Annotated in this window: 16 protein-coding genes; 4 read left to right on the forward strand and 12 right to left on the reverse strand. The window is 61.9% G+C overall.

What is annotated here, in order from left to right; genetic code table 11:
- Positions 1 to 25: 25 nt before the first annotated feature.
- Complete coding sequence (locus FJ954_RS32030; protein WP_246681083.1) at positions 26 to 289, forward strand: hypothetical protein; 264 nt, start codon at positions 26 to 28, stop codon at positions 287 to 289.
- Here FJ954_RS32030 and ligD read toward each other — a convergent pair.
- Positions 258 to 2,195, reverse strand: coding sequence for a DNA ligase D (ligD, locus tag FJ954_RS17240; protein ID WP_140662099.1), 1,938 nt, complete (start codon positions 2,193 to 2,195; stop codon positions 258 to 260). The genes FJ954_RS32030 and ligD overlap by 32 nt on opposite strands.
- 130 nt (positions 2,196 to 2,325) lie before the next feature.
- Between ligD and FJ954_RS17245 the strand changes: the two genes are divergently transcribed.
- Both FJ954_RS17245 and xth read left to right on the forward strand, forming a co-directional pair.
- A complete protein-coding gene (locus FJ954_RS17245) occupies positions 2,326 to 2,508 on the forward strand; it encodes a DUF3606 domain-containing protein (RefSeq protein WP_140662408.1) in 183 nt (60 codons plus the stop codon).
- Positions 2,509 to 2,526: 18 nt separating this feature from the next.
- Entirely contained in the window at positions 2,527 to 3,315 is a 789-nt protein-coding gene (gene xth / locus FJ954_RS17250; RefSeq protein ID WP_140662100.1) for an exodeoxyribonuclease III, read from the forward strand.
- Here the strand turns inward: xth and FJ954_RS17255 are convergent.
- The 7 genes from FJ954_RS17255 to FJ954_RS17290 all read right to left on the reverse strand — a co-directional run bounded on the left by FJ954_RS17255 (position 3,305) and on the right by FJ954_RS17290 (position 12,470).
- Positions 3,305 to 4,253, reverse strand: a protein-coding gene (locus FJ954_RS17255; protein WP_140662101.1) for an IS630 family transposase whose coding sequence is annotated in 2 segments (ribosomal slippage) — positions 3,305 to 3,916 and positions 3,918 to 4,253 — 948 coding nt in all. Because the reading frame shifts where the segments join, the coding sequence is not laid out codon by codon here. The two genes, xth and FJ954_RS17255, sit on opposite strands and share 11 nt — an antisense overlap.
- 304 nt (positions 4,254 to 4,557) lie before the next feature.
- Positions 4,558 to 5,955 (reverse strand): L-serine ammonia-lyase, encoded by a 1,398-nt coding sequence (locus tag FJ954_RS17265; protein WP_140662102.1) that lies wholly within the window; start codon positions 5,953 to 5,955, stop codon positions 4,558 to 4,560.
- A gap of 88 nt (positions 5,956 to 6,043) precedes the next feature.
- Complete coding sequence (gene glyA / locus FJ954_RS17270) at positions 6,044 to 7,318, reverse strand: serine hydroxymethyltransferase (RefSeq protein WP_140662103.1); 1,275 nt, start codon at positions 7,316 to 7,318, stop codon at positions 6,044 to 6,046.
- A 17-nt stretch (positions 7,319 to 7,335) separates the two neighbouring features.
- Complete coding sequence (locus FJ954_RS17275; RefSeq protein WP_140662104.1) at positions 7,336 to 7,896, reverse strand: sarcosine oxidase subunit gamma family protein; 561 nt, start codon at positions 7,894 to 7,896, stop codon at positions 7,336 to 7,338.
- Between the two features lie 10 nt (positions 7,897 to 7,906).
- Positions 7,907 to 10,906: a sarcosine oxidase subunit alpha gene (locus FJ954_RS17280; RefSeq protein ID WP_140662105.1), complete on the reverse strand. Its 3,000-nt coding sequence runs from the start codon at positions 10,904 to 10,906 to the stop codon at positions 7,907 to 7,909.
- Positions 10,903 to 11,205 carry a sarcosine oxidase subunit delta gene (locus tag FJ954_RS17285; RefSeq protein WP_140662106.1) on the reverse strand — a complete coding sequence of 101 codons (303 nt, stop codon included), beginning with the start codon at positions 11,203 to 11,205 and terminating at the stop codon, positions 10,903 to 10,905. The genes FJ954_RS17280 and FJ954_RS17285 overlap by 4 nt, the downstream gene beginning before the upstream one ends.
- An 11-nt stretch (positions 11,206 to 11,216) precedes the next feature.
- On the reverse strand, positions 11,217 to 12,470 hold the full coding sequence (locus tag FJ954_RS17290; RefSeq protein WP_140662107.1) for a sarcosine oxidase subunit beta family protein: 1,254 nt from the start codon (positions 12,468 to 12,470) through the stop codon (positions 11,217 to 11,219).
- Between the two features lie 129 nt (positions 12,471 to 12,599).
- Between FJ954_RS17290 and FJ954_RS17295 the strand changes: the two genes are divergently transcribed.
- A complete protein-coding gene (locus FJ954_RS17295) occupies positions 12,600 to 13,589 on the forward strand; it encodes a GlxA family transcriptional regulator (protein ID WP_246681085.1) in 990 nt (329 codons plus the stop codon).
- A gap of 17 nt (positions 13,590 to 13,606) precedes the next feature.
- Here FJ954_RS17295 and FJ954_RS17300 read toward each other — a convergent pair whose 3' ends face one another.
- From FJ954_RS17300 to FJ954_RS17315, 4 genes are all read right to left on the reverse strand, one after another.
- Positions 13,607 to 14,701, reverse strand: coding sequence for an ABC transporter ATP-binding protein (locus FJ954_RS17300; protein ID WP_140662109.1), 1,095 nt, complete (start codon positions 14,699 to 14,701; stop codon positions 13,607 to 13,609).
- Positions 14,698 to 15,531, reverse strand: coding sequence for an ABC transporter permease (locus tag FJ954_RS17305; protein WP_140662110.1), 834 nt, complete (start codon positions 15,529 to 15,531; stop codon positions 14,698 to 14,700). Before FJ954_RS17305 ends, FJ954_RS17300 begins: the two co-directional genes overlap by 4 nt.
- Positions 15,528 to 16,373: an ABC transporter permease gene (locus FJ954_RS17310; RefSeq protein ID WP_140662111.1), complete on the reverse strand. Its 846-nt coding sequence runs from the start codon at positions 16,371 to 16,373 to the stop codon at positions 15,528 to 15,530. Before FJ954_RS17310 ends, FJ954_RS17305 begins: the two co-directional genes overlap by 4 nt.
- 107 nt (positions 16,374 to 16,480) lie before the next feature.
- The gene (locus tag FJ954_RS17315) at positions 16,481 to 17,617 is read right to left on the reverse strand and encodes an extracellular solute-binding protein (protein WP_140662112.1); all 1,137 of its coding nucleotides are present in this window, start codon (positions 17,615 to 17,617) and stop codon (positions 16,481 to 16,483) included.
- Positions 17,618 to 17,675 lie beyond the last annotated feature (58 nt).

The raw sequence follows: 17,675 nt of genomic DNA on the forward strand, positions 1-17,675 counted from the left end.
TTCCGGCAGGACGGTGACGCCGAAGGTGAAATTCACCGATTTCCAGCAAGTAACACGCAGCCGTACCCTTCCAAGGCTCGTGCTGGGCGCCGATGAAATGCTTGAGGTGGCACAGACCATTGCTCGCCGACCTGTTTCCGATCGGGAAGGGTATCCGCTTGCTGGGTGTGACGCTGTCATCATTGGAAGGTATGGACAGCGTCGCGGTCGTAGATCAGCTAGGACTGTTTTGATGCGGTTCAGACCGAGCTGGTCGACTACTGAACTGCTCTGCGCATACGGTCCGTAAGCGTTTGCTCGACCTCGAAATACCCATGCCAGGCATCGGGCTCTTGAGCCCGCGCCGCAGCGGCAAAAACGTCAAAGGCATTGGCGCGTGTGAGCTTCGGCAACTCTTCCCAGGTTACGGGGACAGCGCAGGAGGCACCGGCCCGCGCACGGGTCGACCATGGGCAGATGGCCGTGGAGCCTTGTCCATTGCGCAGATAGTCCAGAAACATGCGGCCCTTGCGCTTGGCCTTGCTCATGTTGGCGACGAACCGCGAAGGGTCTGTGCGGGCCAGCAGTTCCGCGAAGTCTTGGCAGAAGCTTTTAACCTCCTCCCAGTCCGCTTCGGGAACGAGCGGAACGACGACATGCACGCCCTTGCCGCCGGACAGCAGCGGCCAGGATTGCAAACCAAGCGCTTCGAGTACGCCGCGAATGTCTAGCGCCGCCTGCTTGACGTCGCCGAAGCCCAGGCCCTCGTCGGGATCGATGTCGAAAATCATGCGGTGCGGCAGGTCAGGCTGCTGGCGCAGGCTGCCCCAGACGTGGAATTCGAGCACGTTCATTTGGACACCGGCGATCAACCCCGCCAAGTCGTCGACCCAGAGGATGCGGCTTTCCTTGCCTGACATCTTCTCCACTTGGCCGTCATGGATCGCCTTGGCCATGCCAGGCAGCTTGTGCTTCTGGAAAAAGGTCTGCCGCAGGTCGCCGTCGGTGTCGCGCACCAGCGATAGCGGCCGATCCTGGATATGCGGCAACATCTTCTCGGCGACGGCGGCGTAGTATGCGGCGAGCGTCGCCTTCGTCACCTCTGTGCCTGGATACATAAGCTTATTGGGATGTGTCAGGGTCACGCCAACCGCACGGGCGATCTCCTTGCCCATAGCGGGATCGAGATCGGCCGTCGCGGTGGTCACGACTGTCTTCGGCATTTCCATCACCACCTGGTCGGCTTGCTTGTCTTCGCGCATGCCTTCGAAGCTCGGATGGCGCAGGCTCCCGTCGGGCGTCACCTCGGAATATGTGACCTCGGCGACGAGTTCGGGCTTCACCCACCTGGCACGACGCGCGATGTCGCGCGGCACGGATACGAACGCAGGCTTGTCCAGAAGCCGCTTCTCCAACTGCGTGAGAATGGACCTGCGCATCGCTTCGGTGAACCCGGTGCCGACGCGACCGCGGTAAATCAGCTTGCCGTTCTCGTAGGTGCCAAGGATCAGCGAGGCCATACCGCGGCCGGTGTCGCTTGGCCGGTAGCCTCCGACCACGAACTCCTGTCGTTTCGTGCACTTGATCTTCAGCCAGCTCGCGGTGCGGTCTCCGACATAGCGACCGTCCGCGCGCTTGGCGATAATGCCCTCATGGCCGCCGGCGCACATCGTATCGAAGACCTTCCTGCCATTGTCGGCTATATGGCTGGAAAACTGCAGGCTGTCGTCCGGGTCCCTCTCGCCCAAAAGTTCCGCAAGCCGTTCCTTGCGCTCGAGCAGGGGCAGAGTGGAGAGGTCCTCGCCATTCAATTCCAGCAGGTCGAAGGCGTAGAATTTGAGGGGCATGCCCGCGGCAATGCCGGTTTTTAGCATTGAGAAGTTCGTGCGGCCCTGGCTATCGATGGCCACAATCTCGCCGTCGATTAGCGCCGAGCCCCTGGTCAGTGCCTGAAGCGGCGGCAGGATAACCTTGAACTGGCGGGTCCAGTCGTGGCCGTTGCGGGTGTAGACGACGACGTCCGCTCCCGACATGGCGACTTGGGCGCGGTAGCCATCGAACTTCATCTCAAAGAGCCAATCGGCGCCAACCGGTATGTCGTCGGTCAGCGTGCAGAGTTGGAACGGACGAAACTGAGGCAGGGGGTATTTCGGGTTAGATTCTGAGTCCCTGCGCCGCGTGCGCTTTTTGCTTGGGGCGGCCTTTACGGCCGACATGTGGAACTCGAATACATAGTCCGATTCAATACTCTGCCCTGTGATTCAGTTCCACACTGCGCGCCCATGAATTGAACCGGAAGAGTCCGGCCGCGTTAATGCAGACTGGAACGGAACTATGGAGGAAGAAATGGCCACCTCTCAAACAACTCGCGGGCGCAACCAGGACCGCGCAAAGGTCGCTGGCGGGCAGGACCATGAGGTGAAATACGAGGCGGGCAAGACCCGAGCGAGCAAGGCCCAGGTCAAGTCGGCGGTCAAATCGGTCGGCAACAGCCGCAAGAAGGTCGAGGATAAGCTGGGCAAGAACTGAACCACGGCATCGGGGTAAATGCTGCGCGTTGCCACATTCAACGTAAACGGCGTCAATGGTCGCCTGCCGGTCCTCATCTCGTGGCTAAAGGCCACGCGCTATGACGTCGTCTGTCTTCAAGAACTGAAGACATCCGACGAGAAGTTCCCGGTTGAGGCGATCCGCGAGATGGGATACGGCGCGATCTGGCATGGCCAGAAATCCTACAACGGCGTCGCTATCCTGTCTCGCGGAACAGACCCCATCGAGCGCCGGCGCGGGCTTCCCGGCGACCCTGACGACACCCACAGCCGCTACATCGAAGCCGACGTGAACGGGCTCATTGTCGGCTGTCTCTACCTGCCGAATGGGAATCCGGCGCCTGGTCCCAAGTTCGACTACAAGCTGCGCTGGTTCGACCGCCTGATTAGCTACGGCCAGGATCTGCTCAAAGCGGGAGCGCCGACCGTGCTGTGCGGCGACTACAATGTCGTTCCAACTCCGATTGATGCCGTGGTGCCGCGACGATGGATCGGCGATGCGGTTTACTTTCCCGAGAGTCGCCAAGCCTATGCCGCGATGATCGAGGACGGCTGGATCGATGCGGTCAGGCTCATCCATCCGGAAAAGGGGGTCTATACGTATTGGAATCACTCTTATGGCGGCGGCTACGACAAGAGTTCTGGCCTGCGAATGGATCACCTGCTGATCGGTCCCTCGTTATCGCCAAAGCTTCGCGACGCCGGGGTGGATGTTGAGACGCGAGGGTGGGAGAAGCCGAGCGATCATGCGCCGGCATGGATCGAGCTAGAGTCTTTCATGTTTTGACGGAAGCGTATCCAGCGTTGTTGAAGTAGTTCGCGCATTCGTCAGGCTTGATGGTGCCGACGAGGGTGCCGAGATGGCGCCATGTGTCTTCGATGGTTCGCTTCTGAGCGTGGCGCATCCAGTGCTTGATCTTGGCGAAGGTCTGCTCGATCGGGTTGAGATCGGGCGAGTATGGCGGCAGGAACCAGAGCCTTGCGCCAGCGGTCCTGATGGCCTGACGGATGGCTGCGGATTTGTGGCTGCCCAAATTGTCCATGATCACGATGTCGCCGGGCCGCAGGGTTGGGAGCAGTTGCTGGCGGACATAGGCGTGGAAGCATTCCCCGTTGATGGGGCCGTCGAAGACGCATGGCGCGGTGAGTGCGTCGCAGCGCAAAGCGCCGAGGAAGGTCAGGGTTCGCCAATGGCCATGTGGAGCGAAGCCACGTAAGCGCTGTCCCCTTGGGCCCCAGCCGCGAAGCGGGGCCATGTTGGTCTTGATCCACGTCTCGTCGATGAAGACCAGACGCGCCGGATCGAGGCGACCTTGCCACGACCTCCAGCGTTGGCGGCGACGGGCAACGTCGGCCCGGGCCTGCTCAAGAGCAAACAGCGTTTTTTTTGAAGCTCAGGCCCTCGCGCCTCAGGAACATCCAGACCGCGTTATGCGAGACCGTCACCCCGCGTGCGGCCAACTCGTCCTTCAGCCGATGCAGCGTCAGATCAGAGGTCTGGTTGATCCGCTCCACGATGAAGGCTCGATGCGGCTCCAGCAACCGCTTGCGATGCCCGCCCATCTTGCCTGGTGCCACCGAGCCGGTGGCACGGTAACGCTGCGACCACTTCACCGCCGAGGAAACTGCAATCCCAAAGCGCGACGCCACCGCACGGCAGCTCTCGCCTGCGCCAACTGCCTCAACAACACGCTCACGAAGATCGTTCGAAAGGGCTCGCGTCATCAGATGCTGGCCTCCGTCCAGCCAGCATCTTGAATCACAAACCCGCTTCTTTGGGAATCCTACGATTCTCTCAAAAGATGAAACGCTCTAGAGTAGCGCGATTTTGACGGGCAAATTCAGATTGCCTCCAGCAGGCTCACCCGTGCCATGCTTGTCCGAAATTTTCCGTATTCGGACGGTCCTCGTCTGGAAGCGCACCAACCGGGCCAAGTTCGTTCGACATTTCGTTGAGGTTGCCAAGAACCTGCCAGCTCGCGGCTGAAGAAGCACAATACCTAAGTTCGTCAACCGTCTCACGTCCCGCTCAACACTCGGGTAGATTGACAGCGAGCCCGCCAAGGCTGGTTTCCTTGAATTTCATGCTCATTTCTACGCCGGTCTGCCGCATCGCCTCAATGCAATTGTCGAGCGGCATGAAATGCGAACCGTCGCCGCGCAGCGCCAGAGAAGCGGCCGCGACTGCCTTGGTCGCCCCGATACCGTTGCGCTCGATGCATGGCACCTGGACCAGCCCAGCGACCGGATCGCAAGTCATGCCGAGATGGTGTTCAAGCGCGATTTCGGCTGCGTTCTCCACCTGCTCCGGTGTGCCGCCGAGAACCGCGCAGAGTCCTGCGGCGGCCATCGCTGCGGCCGAGCCTACCTCGCCCTGGCAACCGGCTTCCGCGCCCGAGATCGAGGCGTTGTGCTTGATAAGGCCGCCGATCGCGGCTGCGGTCAACAGGAACTCCGAAACGCGGGCCGGGTCGGCACCGACGCAGTGGCCAAGATAGTAGCGCAGCACCGCTGGCACGACCCCGGCCGCGCCATTGGTCGGCGCGGTGACCACTTTGCCGCCGGCCGCGTTCTCCTCGTTCACCGCCATGGCATAGACGCTGAGCCAATCGGAAGCGACATGCGGTTGAGCGCGGTTCGAGCCGCGTTCCTGCTCAAGTTGCTGAAGGATTTTCTTGGCACGCCGTTTGACGCGAAGGCCGCCCGGCAGTTCGCCGTCAAGCGCAAGCCCTCGGTCGATGCAGTTGCTCATCGTCGCCCAGATCCGCGCCACGCCCTCATTGAGGTCGCGCGGCTGGCGCACCACGAGCTCGTTGGCCCGCTTCATCGCCGCGATCGAAAGGCCAGTGTCCCTGGCCATGCGCAGCATCGACGCCGCTGTGTCGAACGGATAAGGCCAGCGCGCAACCTCGCCGGCCGGTGTCGCCTGAGGTGCCCCCCGCTCTGCCGCCGTGACGACGAAGCCGCCGCCTATCGAGTAGAAGGTTTCAGCGAAGTATAGTCTGGTATCGGCGTCGAACGCTTCGAAATGAAGCCCGTTGGCATGGCCGGGCAACGCAGGCCCGTAGTCGAACACGATGTCAGTGCTCGGATCGAAGGCAAGTGGCGGCAGATCGACAGGCCGCAGCGTCTTGGTGCCTTGCAAATCCATGAGCCGCGGTTCCGCCTCATCCGGGTCGAGATCGGCTGGCGTGTAACCAAGCAGTCCGGTCGCCACGGCACGATCCGTCCCATGGCCCTTGCCGGTGAAGGCCAATGAGCCATAGAGCGTAACGCGCAAGCTGGCCGGCTTGGAAGTTTCGCCAGCCGTTGATGCATGCTTCTTCAGCGATTGCAGGAAGCGGACCGCTGCGGTCATCGGGCCCATCGTGTGCGAGGACGACGGACCAATGCCGATCTTGAACGTGTCGAATACACTGAGAAACATCTGACTGCTCCGGCCCATCAGGCTGGCGAAATTAGGCGCGCCGGGTGGACACGGCACATTCGCGAAAGATTTGGCCATCGAACTGGCGCTACTGGTAAATAGGAAAACGGCGGCAGAGGTCGCGGACTTCGGCCAGAACCTTTTCTTCGACTGCGCGGTTGCCCTCCGGCCCAGCCTCGGCGAGTGCATCGATCACCGACAGGATCAATGCACCGATCCGCCGGAATTCCTTATCGCCGAAGCCGCGTGTCGTGCCGGCCGAGGTGCCGAGCCGCACGCCGGAGGTGACAGCCGGCTTTTCCGGATCGAAGGGGATCGAGTTCTTGTTGCAGGTCAGTCCGGCACGCTCCAATGCCTGCTCGGCATCGCGGCCCTTGACGCCCTTCGGCCTCAAGTCGACCAGCACCATGTGGCAGTCCGTGCCGCCCGAAACAATGTCGAGGCCGCCCGAAATCAGCATCTCACACAGCGCCCGAGCATTGGCGACCACCTGTCCGGCATAGGCCTTGAAGTCGGGTCGCAAGGCTTCGCCGAAGGCCACCGCCTTGGCGGCGATGATGTGCATCAGCGGGCCGCCCTGATTGCCCGGAAACACTGCCGAATTGAACTTCTTCGCCAGCGTCTCGTCATTGGTCAGGATCATGCCGCCGCGCGGGCCACGCAGCGTCTTGTGCGTCGTGGTGGTGACCACATGGGCATGCGGCAGCGGGTCTGGATAAAGGCCGGCAGCGACCAATCCGGCATAGTGCGCCATGTCGACCATAAGATAGGCGCTGACCTCGTCGGAGATTCTGCGGAAAGCCGCAAAGTCGATGGCGCGTGGATAGGCCGATGCGCCGGCGATGATGAGCTTCGGCCTGGTTTCCAGTGCTTTGTGCCTGAGCATATCGTAGTCAATCTGCTGGTCGGAGAGGCGCACCTCGTAGCTGACGACGTCGAACCATTTACCCGACATTGTCACTGGCGAGCCGTGGGTGAGATGCCCCCCATGCGCCAACGACATGCCCATAATGCGGTCGCCCGGGTTGAGCAGCGCCAGGAACACCGCTTGGTTGGCCTGCGCGCCCGAATGCGGTTGGACATTGGCAAAACCAGCGCCGAACAGCTTCTTCGCGCGGTCGATGGCAATCGTCTCGACCTCGTCGACGAATTCGCAGCCGCCATAATAGCGGCGGCCCGGATAGCCCTCGGCATATTTGTTGGTCAGTACCGACCCTTGCGCCAGAAGCACGTCGTTCGAGACGATGTTTTCGGACGCAATCAGTTCGATCTGGTTCATCTGTCGATCCAACTCGCGGCCGATGGAGGCCGCGATCTCAGCGTCACCGAGCGTTGCATTCAACTCTGTTTGGTGGACGGTCATTTGCTTGTCCTTTGTTCTCAGATGCCGAGCGCGATTTCGCGGCTGGCTGCCCGCAGCAGTCCCCAGACGTGATCGGCGAAAGAGCGCCAGACCTCAATGCGGAACCGGTTTTCGTCGTGGCGGATCAAGATGATCTGCGCCTTGTCGAAAATGGTGCGCGTTCCGGTGCCCGAAGGCATGGTGTCGAAGTCGAAAGCGCAGGCCGATCGCAGCGCCAGCACAGCGTCAGCACCTTCGACGGCGATGCCGATCTCGCGATGGCCGACATCGACCAGGCTGTGCGGGCATCTCGCATAGAGCGCGGCGAAGGTGGCTTCGATGGCGCGGCTTTCGTCGACAGGTGCGTAGAGCTGCCACTCGGCCGGACCAAGGCAAAGCGCCAGCCTGCCACCCGAAGTCGCGGTCGCGCCGATCGTCGCCGGCAGTGCGCAGCCAAAGGCTTTCGAGGCAGCTCCCAGGTTTTCCGGCGCGATGCGGAGATTGAAGCGCGAAGAATCCTCGGCGTCGTGGATGACGAGGGAGGATCGCTCGGCCAGTGAGATGCGGTGACCCATCAGCGGGTGGCGTTCTTGCAGCATGATGGTTCTCCTAGGCGTTGAGGCGCTTGTTTTCCGGATCGACGAACACCATGCCGACGATCTCGGCTTGGTGGGTGATGTCCGGCATCGGAACGTGAATGGTCTGACCTTCCTTCGCCCGTCCGCCCTCGACGATGGCAAGCGCGATGGAGCGTCCGAGCGTTTCGCTCCAGTAGGACGAGGTGACATGACCGACCATTTTCATCGGCACCCGCTGCCTTGGGTCGAGGACGATCTGAGCCCCCTCCTCCAGTACGGTTTTGGGATCGCTCGTCAGCAGCCCGACCAACTGCTTGCGGTCGGTCTGGAGCATATCCGGCCGGGTCAGCGAGCGCTTGCCGACGAAGTCCGGCTTGGTCTTGCCGATGGCCCAGGCAAGGCTCGCATCGTCTGGCGTCACCGTGCCGTCGGTGTCCTGGCCGACGATGATGTAGCCCTTCTCGGCGCGCAGCACGTGCATGGTCTCCGTGCCATACTGTGTGAGGCCGTATTTGCGGCCGGCGTCATAAAGCGCTTCCCAGACGGCCCGGCCGTACCGCGCCGGCACGTTGACCTCGAAGCCGAGTTCCCCGGTGAAGGAGACGCGGAACAGTCTTGTCGGTACGCCGCAGATCTTGCCCTCGGCGACCGACATATGCGGGAATGCCTCGTTGGTGAGGTCGATGCCTTCGACCAGCGGCTCAAGCAGCTTGCGGGCGTTCGGACCGTTCAGCGCGATAACTGCCCACTGCTCTGTCGTCGAGGTCAGCCACACCTTCAGCTCGGGCCATTCGGTCTGGAGATAGTCCTCCATCATGTTGAGCACCCGCGCCGCGCCGCCCGTCGTGGTGGTGACATGGAAGCGGTCCGTCGAAAGCCGGCCGATGACGCCGTCGTCGCGGATGAAGCCGTCCTCGCCGAGCAGCAGGCCATAGCGCAGCCGTCCCGGCGCCAGCTTGGTCCAGGCGTTGGTATACATGCGGTTCATGAACTCGGCCGCATCCGGACCGACGACTTCGATCTTGCCGAGCGTCGAAGCGTCGAACATGCCGACCGACTGGCGCGTCGCCCGGCATTCCCGCGCCACCGCCTGGTGCATATCCTCGCCCTGCTTGGGGAAATACCAGGCGCGCCGCCAGAGCGACACCGGCTCGTAGGCCGCGCCATTCTCTTCGGCCCAACTGTCGATCGACGTTTTGCGAGTCACCTCGAACAGGTCGCCGCGATTGTAGCCGGCGAAGGCGCCAAAGGTGGTCGGCGTGTAAGGCGGGCGGAACGTGGTTAGCCCGACCGACGGCGATGGTCGCTTAACCGCGTCCGATGCGATAGACAGGCCGTTCATATTTGACGTCTTGCCCTGGTCGGTCGCCATGCCGGTGGTGGTGTAGCGCTTGATGTGCTCGATCGACTTGAACCCTTCGCGGACGGCAAGGCGGATGTCCTTGGCGGTCACATCGTTCTGGAAGTCGACAAAGGCCTTGGCAAAGGATGCGTTCTTGTCCGACGGCAGTTCGCGGTTGCTAGCACCAGCGCAAAGCACCTCGCCTTCCACCGCGTAGGACCCGGCGATGGCGCCAAAGCCGGCATCCGTAGCAGCCGCGGCTCCCGCCGAAGCGCCTTCCACCAGGGACTCTTCCAGACCGAAGTTGCCATTGCCGGCGCCGGCGCAGCGGCTGTCCTCGGTGCGCGCACCCGGCAGGAACATCTGCCGCTCCTCATTCCAGTCGAGCTTGCCTTTGGTGTGGGAAAACAGATGGACACTCGGCGTCCAGCCGCCCGACATCAGCAGCGCGTCGCAGGCGATCGTCCGGGCCGGTCCGACCTGGCCGCCGACAGCGACCGGATTGACCCGAACAGAGCTGACGCGAAGACGCCCTTTGGTTCCAGTCACAGTCCAGCCACACAGGGTTTCGATGCCCAAAGCCTTGGCGCGCTTGACAAAGTCGTCTGGAACCTTTGCGCGGACGTCGACGATCGCCGCAACCTTTGCGCCGGCCTGCGCCATGTCGAAAGCGGCGAGCCAAGCCGAGTCGTGCGAGGTGACGACCACAGGCCGGTTGCCAACCTTGACGCCGTAACGATTGAGAAAGGTCCGCGCCGAGCCGGCCAGCATGACGCCCGGCCGGTCGTTACCGTCGAACACGAGCGGCTTTTCGATCGAGCCCTGCGCCAATACGACCTGCTTTGCGCGCACCTTCCATAGCCGTTCGCGCGGCGCGCCTTCTGGGGGGTCGGAAAGGTGGTCAGTCAGGCGCTGGCATAGGCCGACAAAATTCTGGTGGTAGTATCCGATCGCCGTGGTGCGGTTGAGTAATATGACGTTCTTCATCGCAGCGAGCGCCGCGTTGGTTTGTTTTAGCCAATCCCAGGCCGGAAGACCGTTGATCTGAGCATCCGGCTCGCTGAGCAACGAGCCGCCGAATTCAGCATTCTCGTCGACAAGGATGATCTTGCCGCCGCTCCTTCCCGCTTCTAGAGCTGCCGCAAGACCAGCAGGACCTGAGCCGACCACCAGCACGTCGCAATGCGCATAGCGGCTGGCATAGGTGTCGGGATCGGGAACCGCCGGCGACTTGCCGAGGCCAGCGGCACCGCGGATGAACGGTTCGTAGACCTTGTTCCAGAAGGACTTCGGCCACATGAAGGTCTTGTAGTAGAAGCCCGCGGAAAACAGCATATAGAGCGGATCGTTGATGGCACCGACATCGCGTTTCAGCGAAGGCCAGTGGTTCTGGCTGACCGTGTTCAGCCCGTCGAAGATTTCAAGCACCGTCGCGCGTGTATTGGGCTCGGCGCGGCCAACACCGCGATTGACCCCAACCAGCGCGTTCGGCTCTTCTGATCCAGCCGAGAGAAAACCGCGCGGGCGATGATACTTGAAAGATCGGCCGATGAGATGCACGCCATTGGCTAACAACGCGGAGGCAAGCGTGTCGCCCTGGCGGCCCTCGAAAGTCTCGCCGTTGAAGGTGAACCGGACCGGCCGATTGTGATCGACGCGACCCTTGCCGGATACGCGATAGCTGTTCATGAACGCGCTTCCTTAATCTTGGTTTCAGTCGGGCGCGGCAGCCCGGCCTTGTAGGTCATGGCGAACCGATCGCTGACCGTATCGCGCACGGCATTGAAGAAGCGGCCGCAGCCATGCACATGACGCCAGCGTTCGAAATGCGTGCCGCGCGCATTCGAACGGACAAACAGGAAATTCTTCCACTCGTCATCGGTCAGCGCGGACGGATCGGCCGGGCGGGCAACATGTGCCTCACCGGCATAGGCGAATTCGACCTCGGGTCGTTCGGTCTCGCAATAGGGGCAGCGGATAAGAAGCATCGTTTTCTCCCTCAATGCGCCACGGCGGCGGCGGCGGCCTCGTCGATCAGCCGACCGTTGGTGAAGCGTTCGAGCGTATAGGGCGCGTTGATCGGGTGCGGCTCGTCGCGGGCGATGGTGTGGGCGAAGATGTGGGCCGCGCCCGGCGTCGCCTTGAAGCCGCCGGTGCCCCAGCCGCAATTGACGTAGAGCCCAGGAACCGGCGTCTTGCCGATGATCGGAGAACGATCCGGCGTGACATCGACGATGCCGGCCCATTTGCGCAGCATGCGCATGCGCGTGAAGATCGGAAACACCTCGCAGATCGCCGCGACCGTGTGTTCGATCAGCGGCAGGCCGCCGCGCTGGCTGTAGGACACGTATTGGTCGGTACCCGAACCGATGACCAGTTCACCCTTGTCGGACTGGCTCATATAGGCATGCACGGTGTTCGACATGACGACGCACGGGAAGATTGGCTTGACTGGTTCTGACACCAGCGCCTGCAGCGGAAAGCTCTCCAGCGGCAGGCGGACACCGGCGGTGTCCATCACCACCGAAGTGTGACCAGCAGCTGACACGGCCACCTTCTTTGCCTTGATGAAGCCGCGCGGCGTGTCGACGCCGATGACCTTGCCCAAGACGTCGCGACGGATCGCCGTCACCGGGCAGTTCTGAATTATGTCAACACCGCGCGCGGCCGCACCTCTAGCATAGCCCCAGGCGACCGCGTCGTGGCGGGCAACACCGCCGCGCCGCTGCAGCGCCGCCCCCATCACCGGATAGCGCGCGTCTTTTGCGATGTTGAGGGGCGGGCAATAGGCCTTCGCCTGTTCGGGCGTCAGCCATTCGTTGTCAACGCCGTTCAGCCGGTTGGAATGGATATGGCGCTTGAAGCTCTGCACGTCATGGACCGAATGCGCCAGCATCATCACCCCGCGCTGCGAGAACATGACGTTGTAATTGAGTTCCTGGCTCAAGCCTTCCCACAGGTCGAGTGCGTGGTCGTACAGCTTGGCGCTCTCGTCATAGAGGTAGTTGGAGCGGATGATGGTGGTGTTGCGGCCGGTGTTGCCGCCACCGAGCCAGCCCTTGTCGATGACCGCGACATTGGTGATGCCGTGCTCCTTGGCGAGATAGTAGGCCGCGCCCAATCCATGGCCGCCGGCGCCAACGATGACGACGTCGTACTCGGCCTTCGGCTCGGCGTCTGGCCATTGCGGCTGCCAATTCTTGTTGCCGGTCGCGGCGTTGCGCAGCAGTGCGGAAAACGAAAAGCGGGTCATGACTTACCCCGGGTTCAACATGCCGCGACTATCCGCCCAATTTCCGGTCTTAGACAGGACAGCTGCGTCATAGTAGTATTACCGGTGCGACAGATGGGATGGCGTTGGATCGGGGGCTGGGAAATACGGATGAAATCGAGACATGCGCCAAGACGCGGCGGCCCACGGCGTCTATCCGTCGGCTTCATCCTGGCCCGGCGCTTCACGCTTTGCGCCTTCGCCAATTTCGTCGACGTGCTCCGCCTCTCCGCCGACGAGGGCGACCGCAGCAGGCCGATCCTGTGCGGCTGGCGCGTGCTTTCCGCCACGATGGATCCCATCGTCTCCAGTTCGGGCATCGCGGTCCAGCCCGAGGAGCGCCTGGGCGACCCGGCCCGCTTCGACTATGTCGTGGTGGTTGGCGGATTGATCGACGAGATCGAAAACCTGCATCCGGACTATGTGCGGTTCCTGCACCGGGCGGCAGAAGCCGGGGTGCCGCTGGTCGGTGTGTGCACCGGCGCATTCGCGCTTCACCGCGCCCGGCTGATGGACGGCTACAAATGCTGCGTCAGCTGGTTCCACCACGACGATTTCCTGGAGCAGTTCGACGGACTGAAGCCAGTTTCCGACCAGATCTTCGTGGCCGACCGCGACAGGCTGACCTGTTCGGGCGGCGTCAGTTCTGCGCATCTGGCGGCCTATCTTGTCGACAAGCATGTCGGCCGCGCGCAGGCCAGCAAGAGCTTGCACATCATGATCATCGATGAGGCCGAGCGCGCGGAGACGCCTCAGCCAGGGATGCCGCTCGACCTGCACACTGACGATCCGATGGTGAAGAAGGCACTACTCCTGATGCAGCAGACCATCGACACGCCGGTCTCGGTTAATGAACTCGCCCGGCGGCTTGGCGCCAATCGGCGCCAGATCGAGCGTCGTTTCCAGCGGACGATCGGCATTGCGCCAATGCTGGCCTACAAGATCATGCGTCTTGAACATGCCGAGTTTCTGCTCAAAAACTCGCAGGGTTCGGTAACGGAAATCGCCAACTCGACCGGCTTCTGCGATTCGTCTCACTTCATCCGCGCCTTCCGCGAGCGCCGCGGCGTGACGCCTGCTGTATTTCGAAGCCACGCTTAGAGAAAGGAGCTTCGGGCCTACTCGCCTGGCAGGATGTGGCTCGACTCGGTGCGCCAGGACATCCAGATTTTCGCACCCGGCGTCAGGTTCAGCCGTTCCAGCTCGTCATGGCTCTTCTGCGCCTTGAGTTCCAGGCCGTCGGCGCCTTCGAGGTGGATGACCGCTGTGGCGCCGACGAACTCCTCGCCGACCACCGAGGCCTGCATGCCGTTGACGGCCTCCGTGGGCTTCTCGTTGGTCAACTGCACGCGGTCGCCGGAGACGACGAAGGTCGCCTTATCGCCTTTGGCCAATGTCTTGGCAGGATTGCGGGCGACGCCGAACTCGCCCGAGGGCGTGACGATCCTGATGGCATCGCCGTCCGCTGCTGAAACCTTGCCGGCGAACACATTCGAAGAGCCAAGAAACTCGGCGACGAACTTCGTCCGCGGCGCGCGATAGATCTCCTGAGGGTTGCCGATTTGCTCGATGCGGCCGCGGCTCATGATGACGACGCGGTCGGCCATCGAAAAGGCCTCAGACTGGCTGTGCGTGACATAGACGAAGGTGATGCCGAGCTCTTTTTGCAGATTGGACAACACGGTCTGCATGCGCACCTTGAGATGCGCGTCGAGCGCCGACAACGGCTCGTCGAGAAGCAGGATTTCGGGCTCCGTCACCAGCGAGCGCGCCAACGCCACGCGTTGGCGCTGTCCGCCCGAAAGATGAGCGACGTTGCGATCGGCGAATTCGGTGATCTGCATGCGCTCGAGCCACTTGTCGACGCGTCGCCTGCGCTCGGCTTTTTCGGTGCCGCGCATGCGCAGGCTGAACTCGACATTCTCGCGCACCGTCAGGAACGGGAACAGCGCCAGGCTCTGCCACACCATCGGTGTGTCGCGACGCCAAGTCGGCAAGTCGTTGATGCGCTTGCCGGCAAGGCGGATCTCGCCTTCTGTCGGCGCTTCGAGCCCCGCCAGCATTCTGAGTGTGGTGGTCTTGCCGCAGCCGCTCGACCCCATGATGGCGAGAAATTCTCCTTTGCGGATTTCGAGGTCCATGCGCTCGACGGCGTTGAAGTTGCCGAAACTTTTGGCGACGCCGTCAAAGACGACGAGAGCTTGATCGATCATGACACCAACTCCGGCGCGTTGCCGCCGGCCTTGGGCGCGGCGCTGCGTTTCATCAGAAGAATCTGGGCGAGGATCACCAGCGTCATCGAGGCGAGGAAGACGAATGTGCCGATGACGTTGATGCGTGGGCTGACCTGGCCTTGCAGAAAGCCGAGAACCTTGACCGGCAGTGTTTCGTGCAGACCCGACACGAACCACGACACCGCGAATTCGTCGAACGACACCGCCATGGTGATGAACAGCGCGGCGAAGATGGCAGGTCGGCAGAACGGCACGATGACGTGACGCATCGCCATCCATTCCGACGCGCCGAGGTTCCAGGCAGCGGCTTCCAGCGAAGGGTCCATCTGCGAGAGGCGCAACCGGCAGATCGCCATGGCGAAGGGTGCGCACATGACCACATGGGCGATGATGACGGAATGGACCTCGCCGGACAGGTGGACGTTGGACAGGAAGGCCAACATCGCCAAGCCCAGAATGACCACGGGAATGGTCGGCGGCAACAGTGCAAGCGCAAGGTAGAACGGCTTGCCGAAGAATTTATAGCGGAAGTCGGTATAGGCGGCGCCGAATCCAAGTGCCGTGGCGACGACCGAGACGGTCGCGCCAACGATCAGCGTGTTGCGCAAGCCCTCCCAGACGAGCGGATCGGCATAGACGGCTTCGTACCAGATGGTCGAGAAACCACCCAGTGGCAGCGAGGGAAATCGGTCTATGTTGAGCGAGAAGACGAAGCTCGCGGCGATCGGCGCGAAGATGAAGGCGAAGGCGAGTACGATGTAGAGTTTCAGCGCCCAGTCGATCAACGGATTGCGGTTGAAATCGTTCATCGACCGCGCTCCTTGTAGGCAAAGCTCACCGCCGCGAATGCCACCGCGAGCAGCGTCGCGATCATGGTCAGCGCGATGACGGCAGCACGCGGCCATTGCTGGCCCGATTTGGTGGTGTCGGTGATCAGGATGGACAGCGTCGGCGGGTCGCCGCCGCCGAGATAGAGCGGGCTGACGAAATCGCCGAAGGTGAGGATGAAGCAGAACAGCGCCGCGATCACCAGCCCGACCCTGGCCGCCGGCACCACCACCTCGAACACCGTGCACAAACGCCCGCAGCGCAGATTGTGTGCCGCTTCGATCAGCGTGCGGTCGACGAACATGAGGCTGAACAATTGCAGCAGCACGACAAGCGGGAAGCTCAGCGTCAGATAACCGACCATCGTTCCGAAGACCGAATTCAGCATGCCGAACGGGCCGATGCCCGTCTTTGCCAGCAGCGCATTGATGATACCGTTGTCGGACAGGAAAATCTGCCATGAATAGACGCGCACCAGATAGCTGGTGAAGAAGGGGATGACCATCAGGAACACGGCCCAGCGCCGCGCCGTTTCCGACAGCTTGAAGGCGATGCCGTAGGCGCAGGGGAATGCCAGCGCGCTGGTGATGGCGGCGGCCGCCGTCGACAGCACTAACGTGCGAAAATAGGCTTCCCAGAAGACGCCTCGGCCAAGCATCCTGGCCCAGTTGTCGGGATTGAAATCCGGCTCCATGCGGAAATTCCGGACCGTCCAGAAACTCAGCGCGATCAGGAAGACCAGCGGCGCCAGAAAGAACAGCACCTGCCAGATCAGCATCGGCAGGGAGAATGTCAGTCCGTAAAGGGTGATCGATTTCCGCATCGATGCAGGTTCCGTCCGTTGAGGCACGGCTCGCCCGTCTGCATGACGCACGACCATTCTCCAAGAAATGCCGGGCGGGCTTGGTGCCCACCCGGCGATGATGACTGTTACGATCCCTTGTATTCGGACCAGAAGTCATTCCAGTCTTCAAGACTCTGCTGAACCGGCAACTGGCGGTATTTGATACGCCCATTGCGGATCATGTCCATGACATTGCTCTGGTTGAGCAGCATGCCCTGGCGCTTGGCCTCCGCGGGAGTTTCAGTGGCCAAAAGCTCCCAGCCCTTCTTGTTCGGGATGAGGCAGGGATAGGCTACCATGTTGGCCGACTTCACCTGGCCCTTGGCCGAGGTAATGTACTGGATCCATTTCTTCGCCAGATCGGCCTTCTGCGAGCCTTTGCCGATCGAGAAGGATTCGGTGAACTGCAGGCCGCCCTCTTCCGGAATGACGGTCCGCACCTTCGCGCCGCCCTTTTCCAGCGCCCCGGTGATCCAGTCGCCGATGCCGGCCATGGCCAGCATCTGGCCGTTCTGAAGCGACGAGAAGGTGCCGCCGTAGTCGAAGAAGCCGCCGATCTGCGGGCGCAGCGACTTCGTTTTATCCTGCACCGCGCTCCACGCTGCGGCGTCAATATCGTAGGGCGAGGCGTTGCCGGTGAGCAGGCTGATCTGACCGAGATTGGGCAGATGCCAATCGAAATGCCCGACCTTGCCCTTCAGCTTCTCGGCCCAATAGACATTGTAGGTGGAGGCCTCCTTCTCGGTGATCGCGTCGGTGTTGTAGGCCACGCCGAGGAAGCCGAAACGGGTAATGACGGAATAGAGGTCGTTGCCCTGCCAGTGTCCTGGAAAATGCTGGAATTCGGGGAAGAATTCGTCGAACGGATAATCAGCGGGATCGAGCTTCTCGATATAGCCGGCCGCGTTGAGCTGCTGCACGTATTCGGCATCCGACAGGATGATGTCAAAGGTTCCGGGAGGCGATTGGGCGATCAGCCCGAGCATGTTGTCGCCGCCGGTATAGTATTTCGGCTTGAACTTGACGTTGTTCACCGCCTCGAACTCGGCCACCACGTCAGGTTCGGCATGGCCATACCATGCGAGCATATTGAGCTCGACCGGCTCGGCGAAAGCCAGGCGGCTGAGGAACGGCATCGCCAGCGCGCCGCCGCCCAGAATACTTGCACCCTTTAGAAGATCGCGGCGCGTGTGCACGCCGGACAAGCTTTTCTTGATTGTCATGGTTGTTCCCCTTGGCTTGTGGTTCCAGCAAGCCTACGAACGGTCCAACTATTTGGAA

Origin of the sequence: Mesorhizobium sp. B2-3-15, assembly GCF_006442875.1 — a bacterium.
GTDB classification, from domain to species: Bacteria; Pseudomonadota; Alphaproteobacteria; order Rhizobiales; family Rhizobiaceae; genus Mesorhizobium; species Mesorhizobium australicum.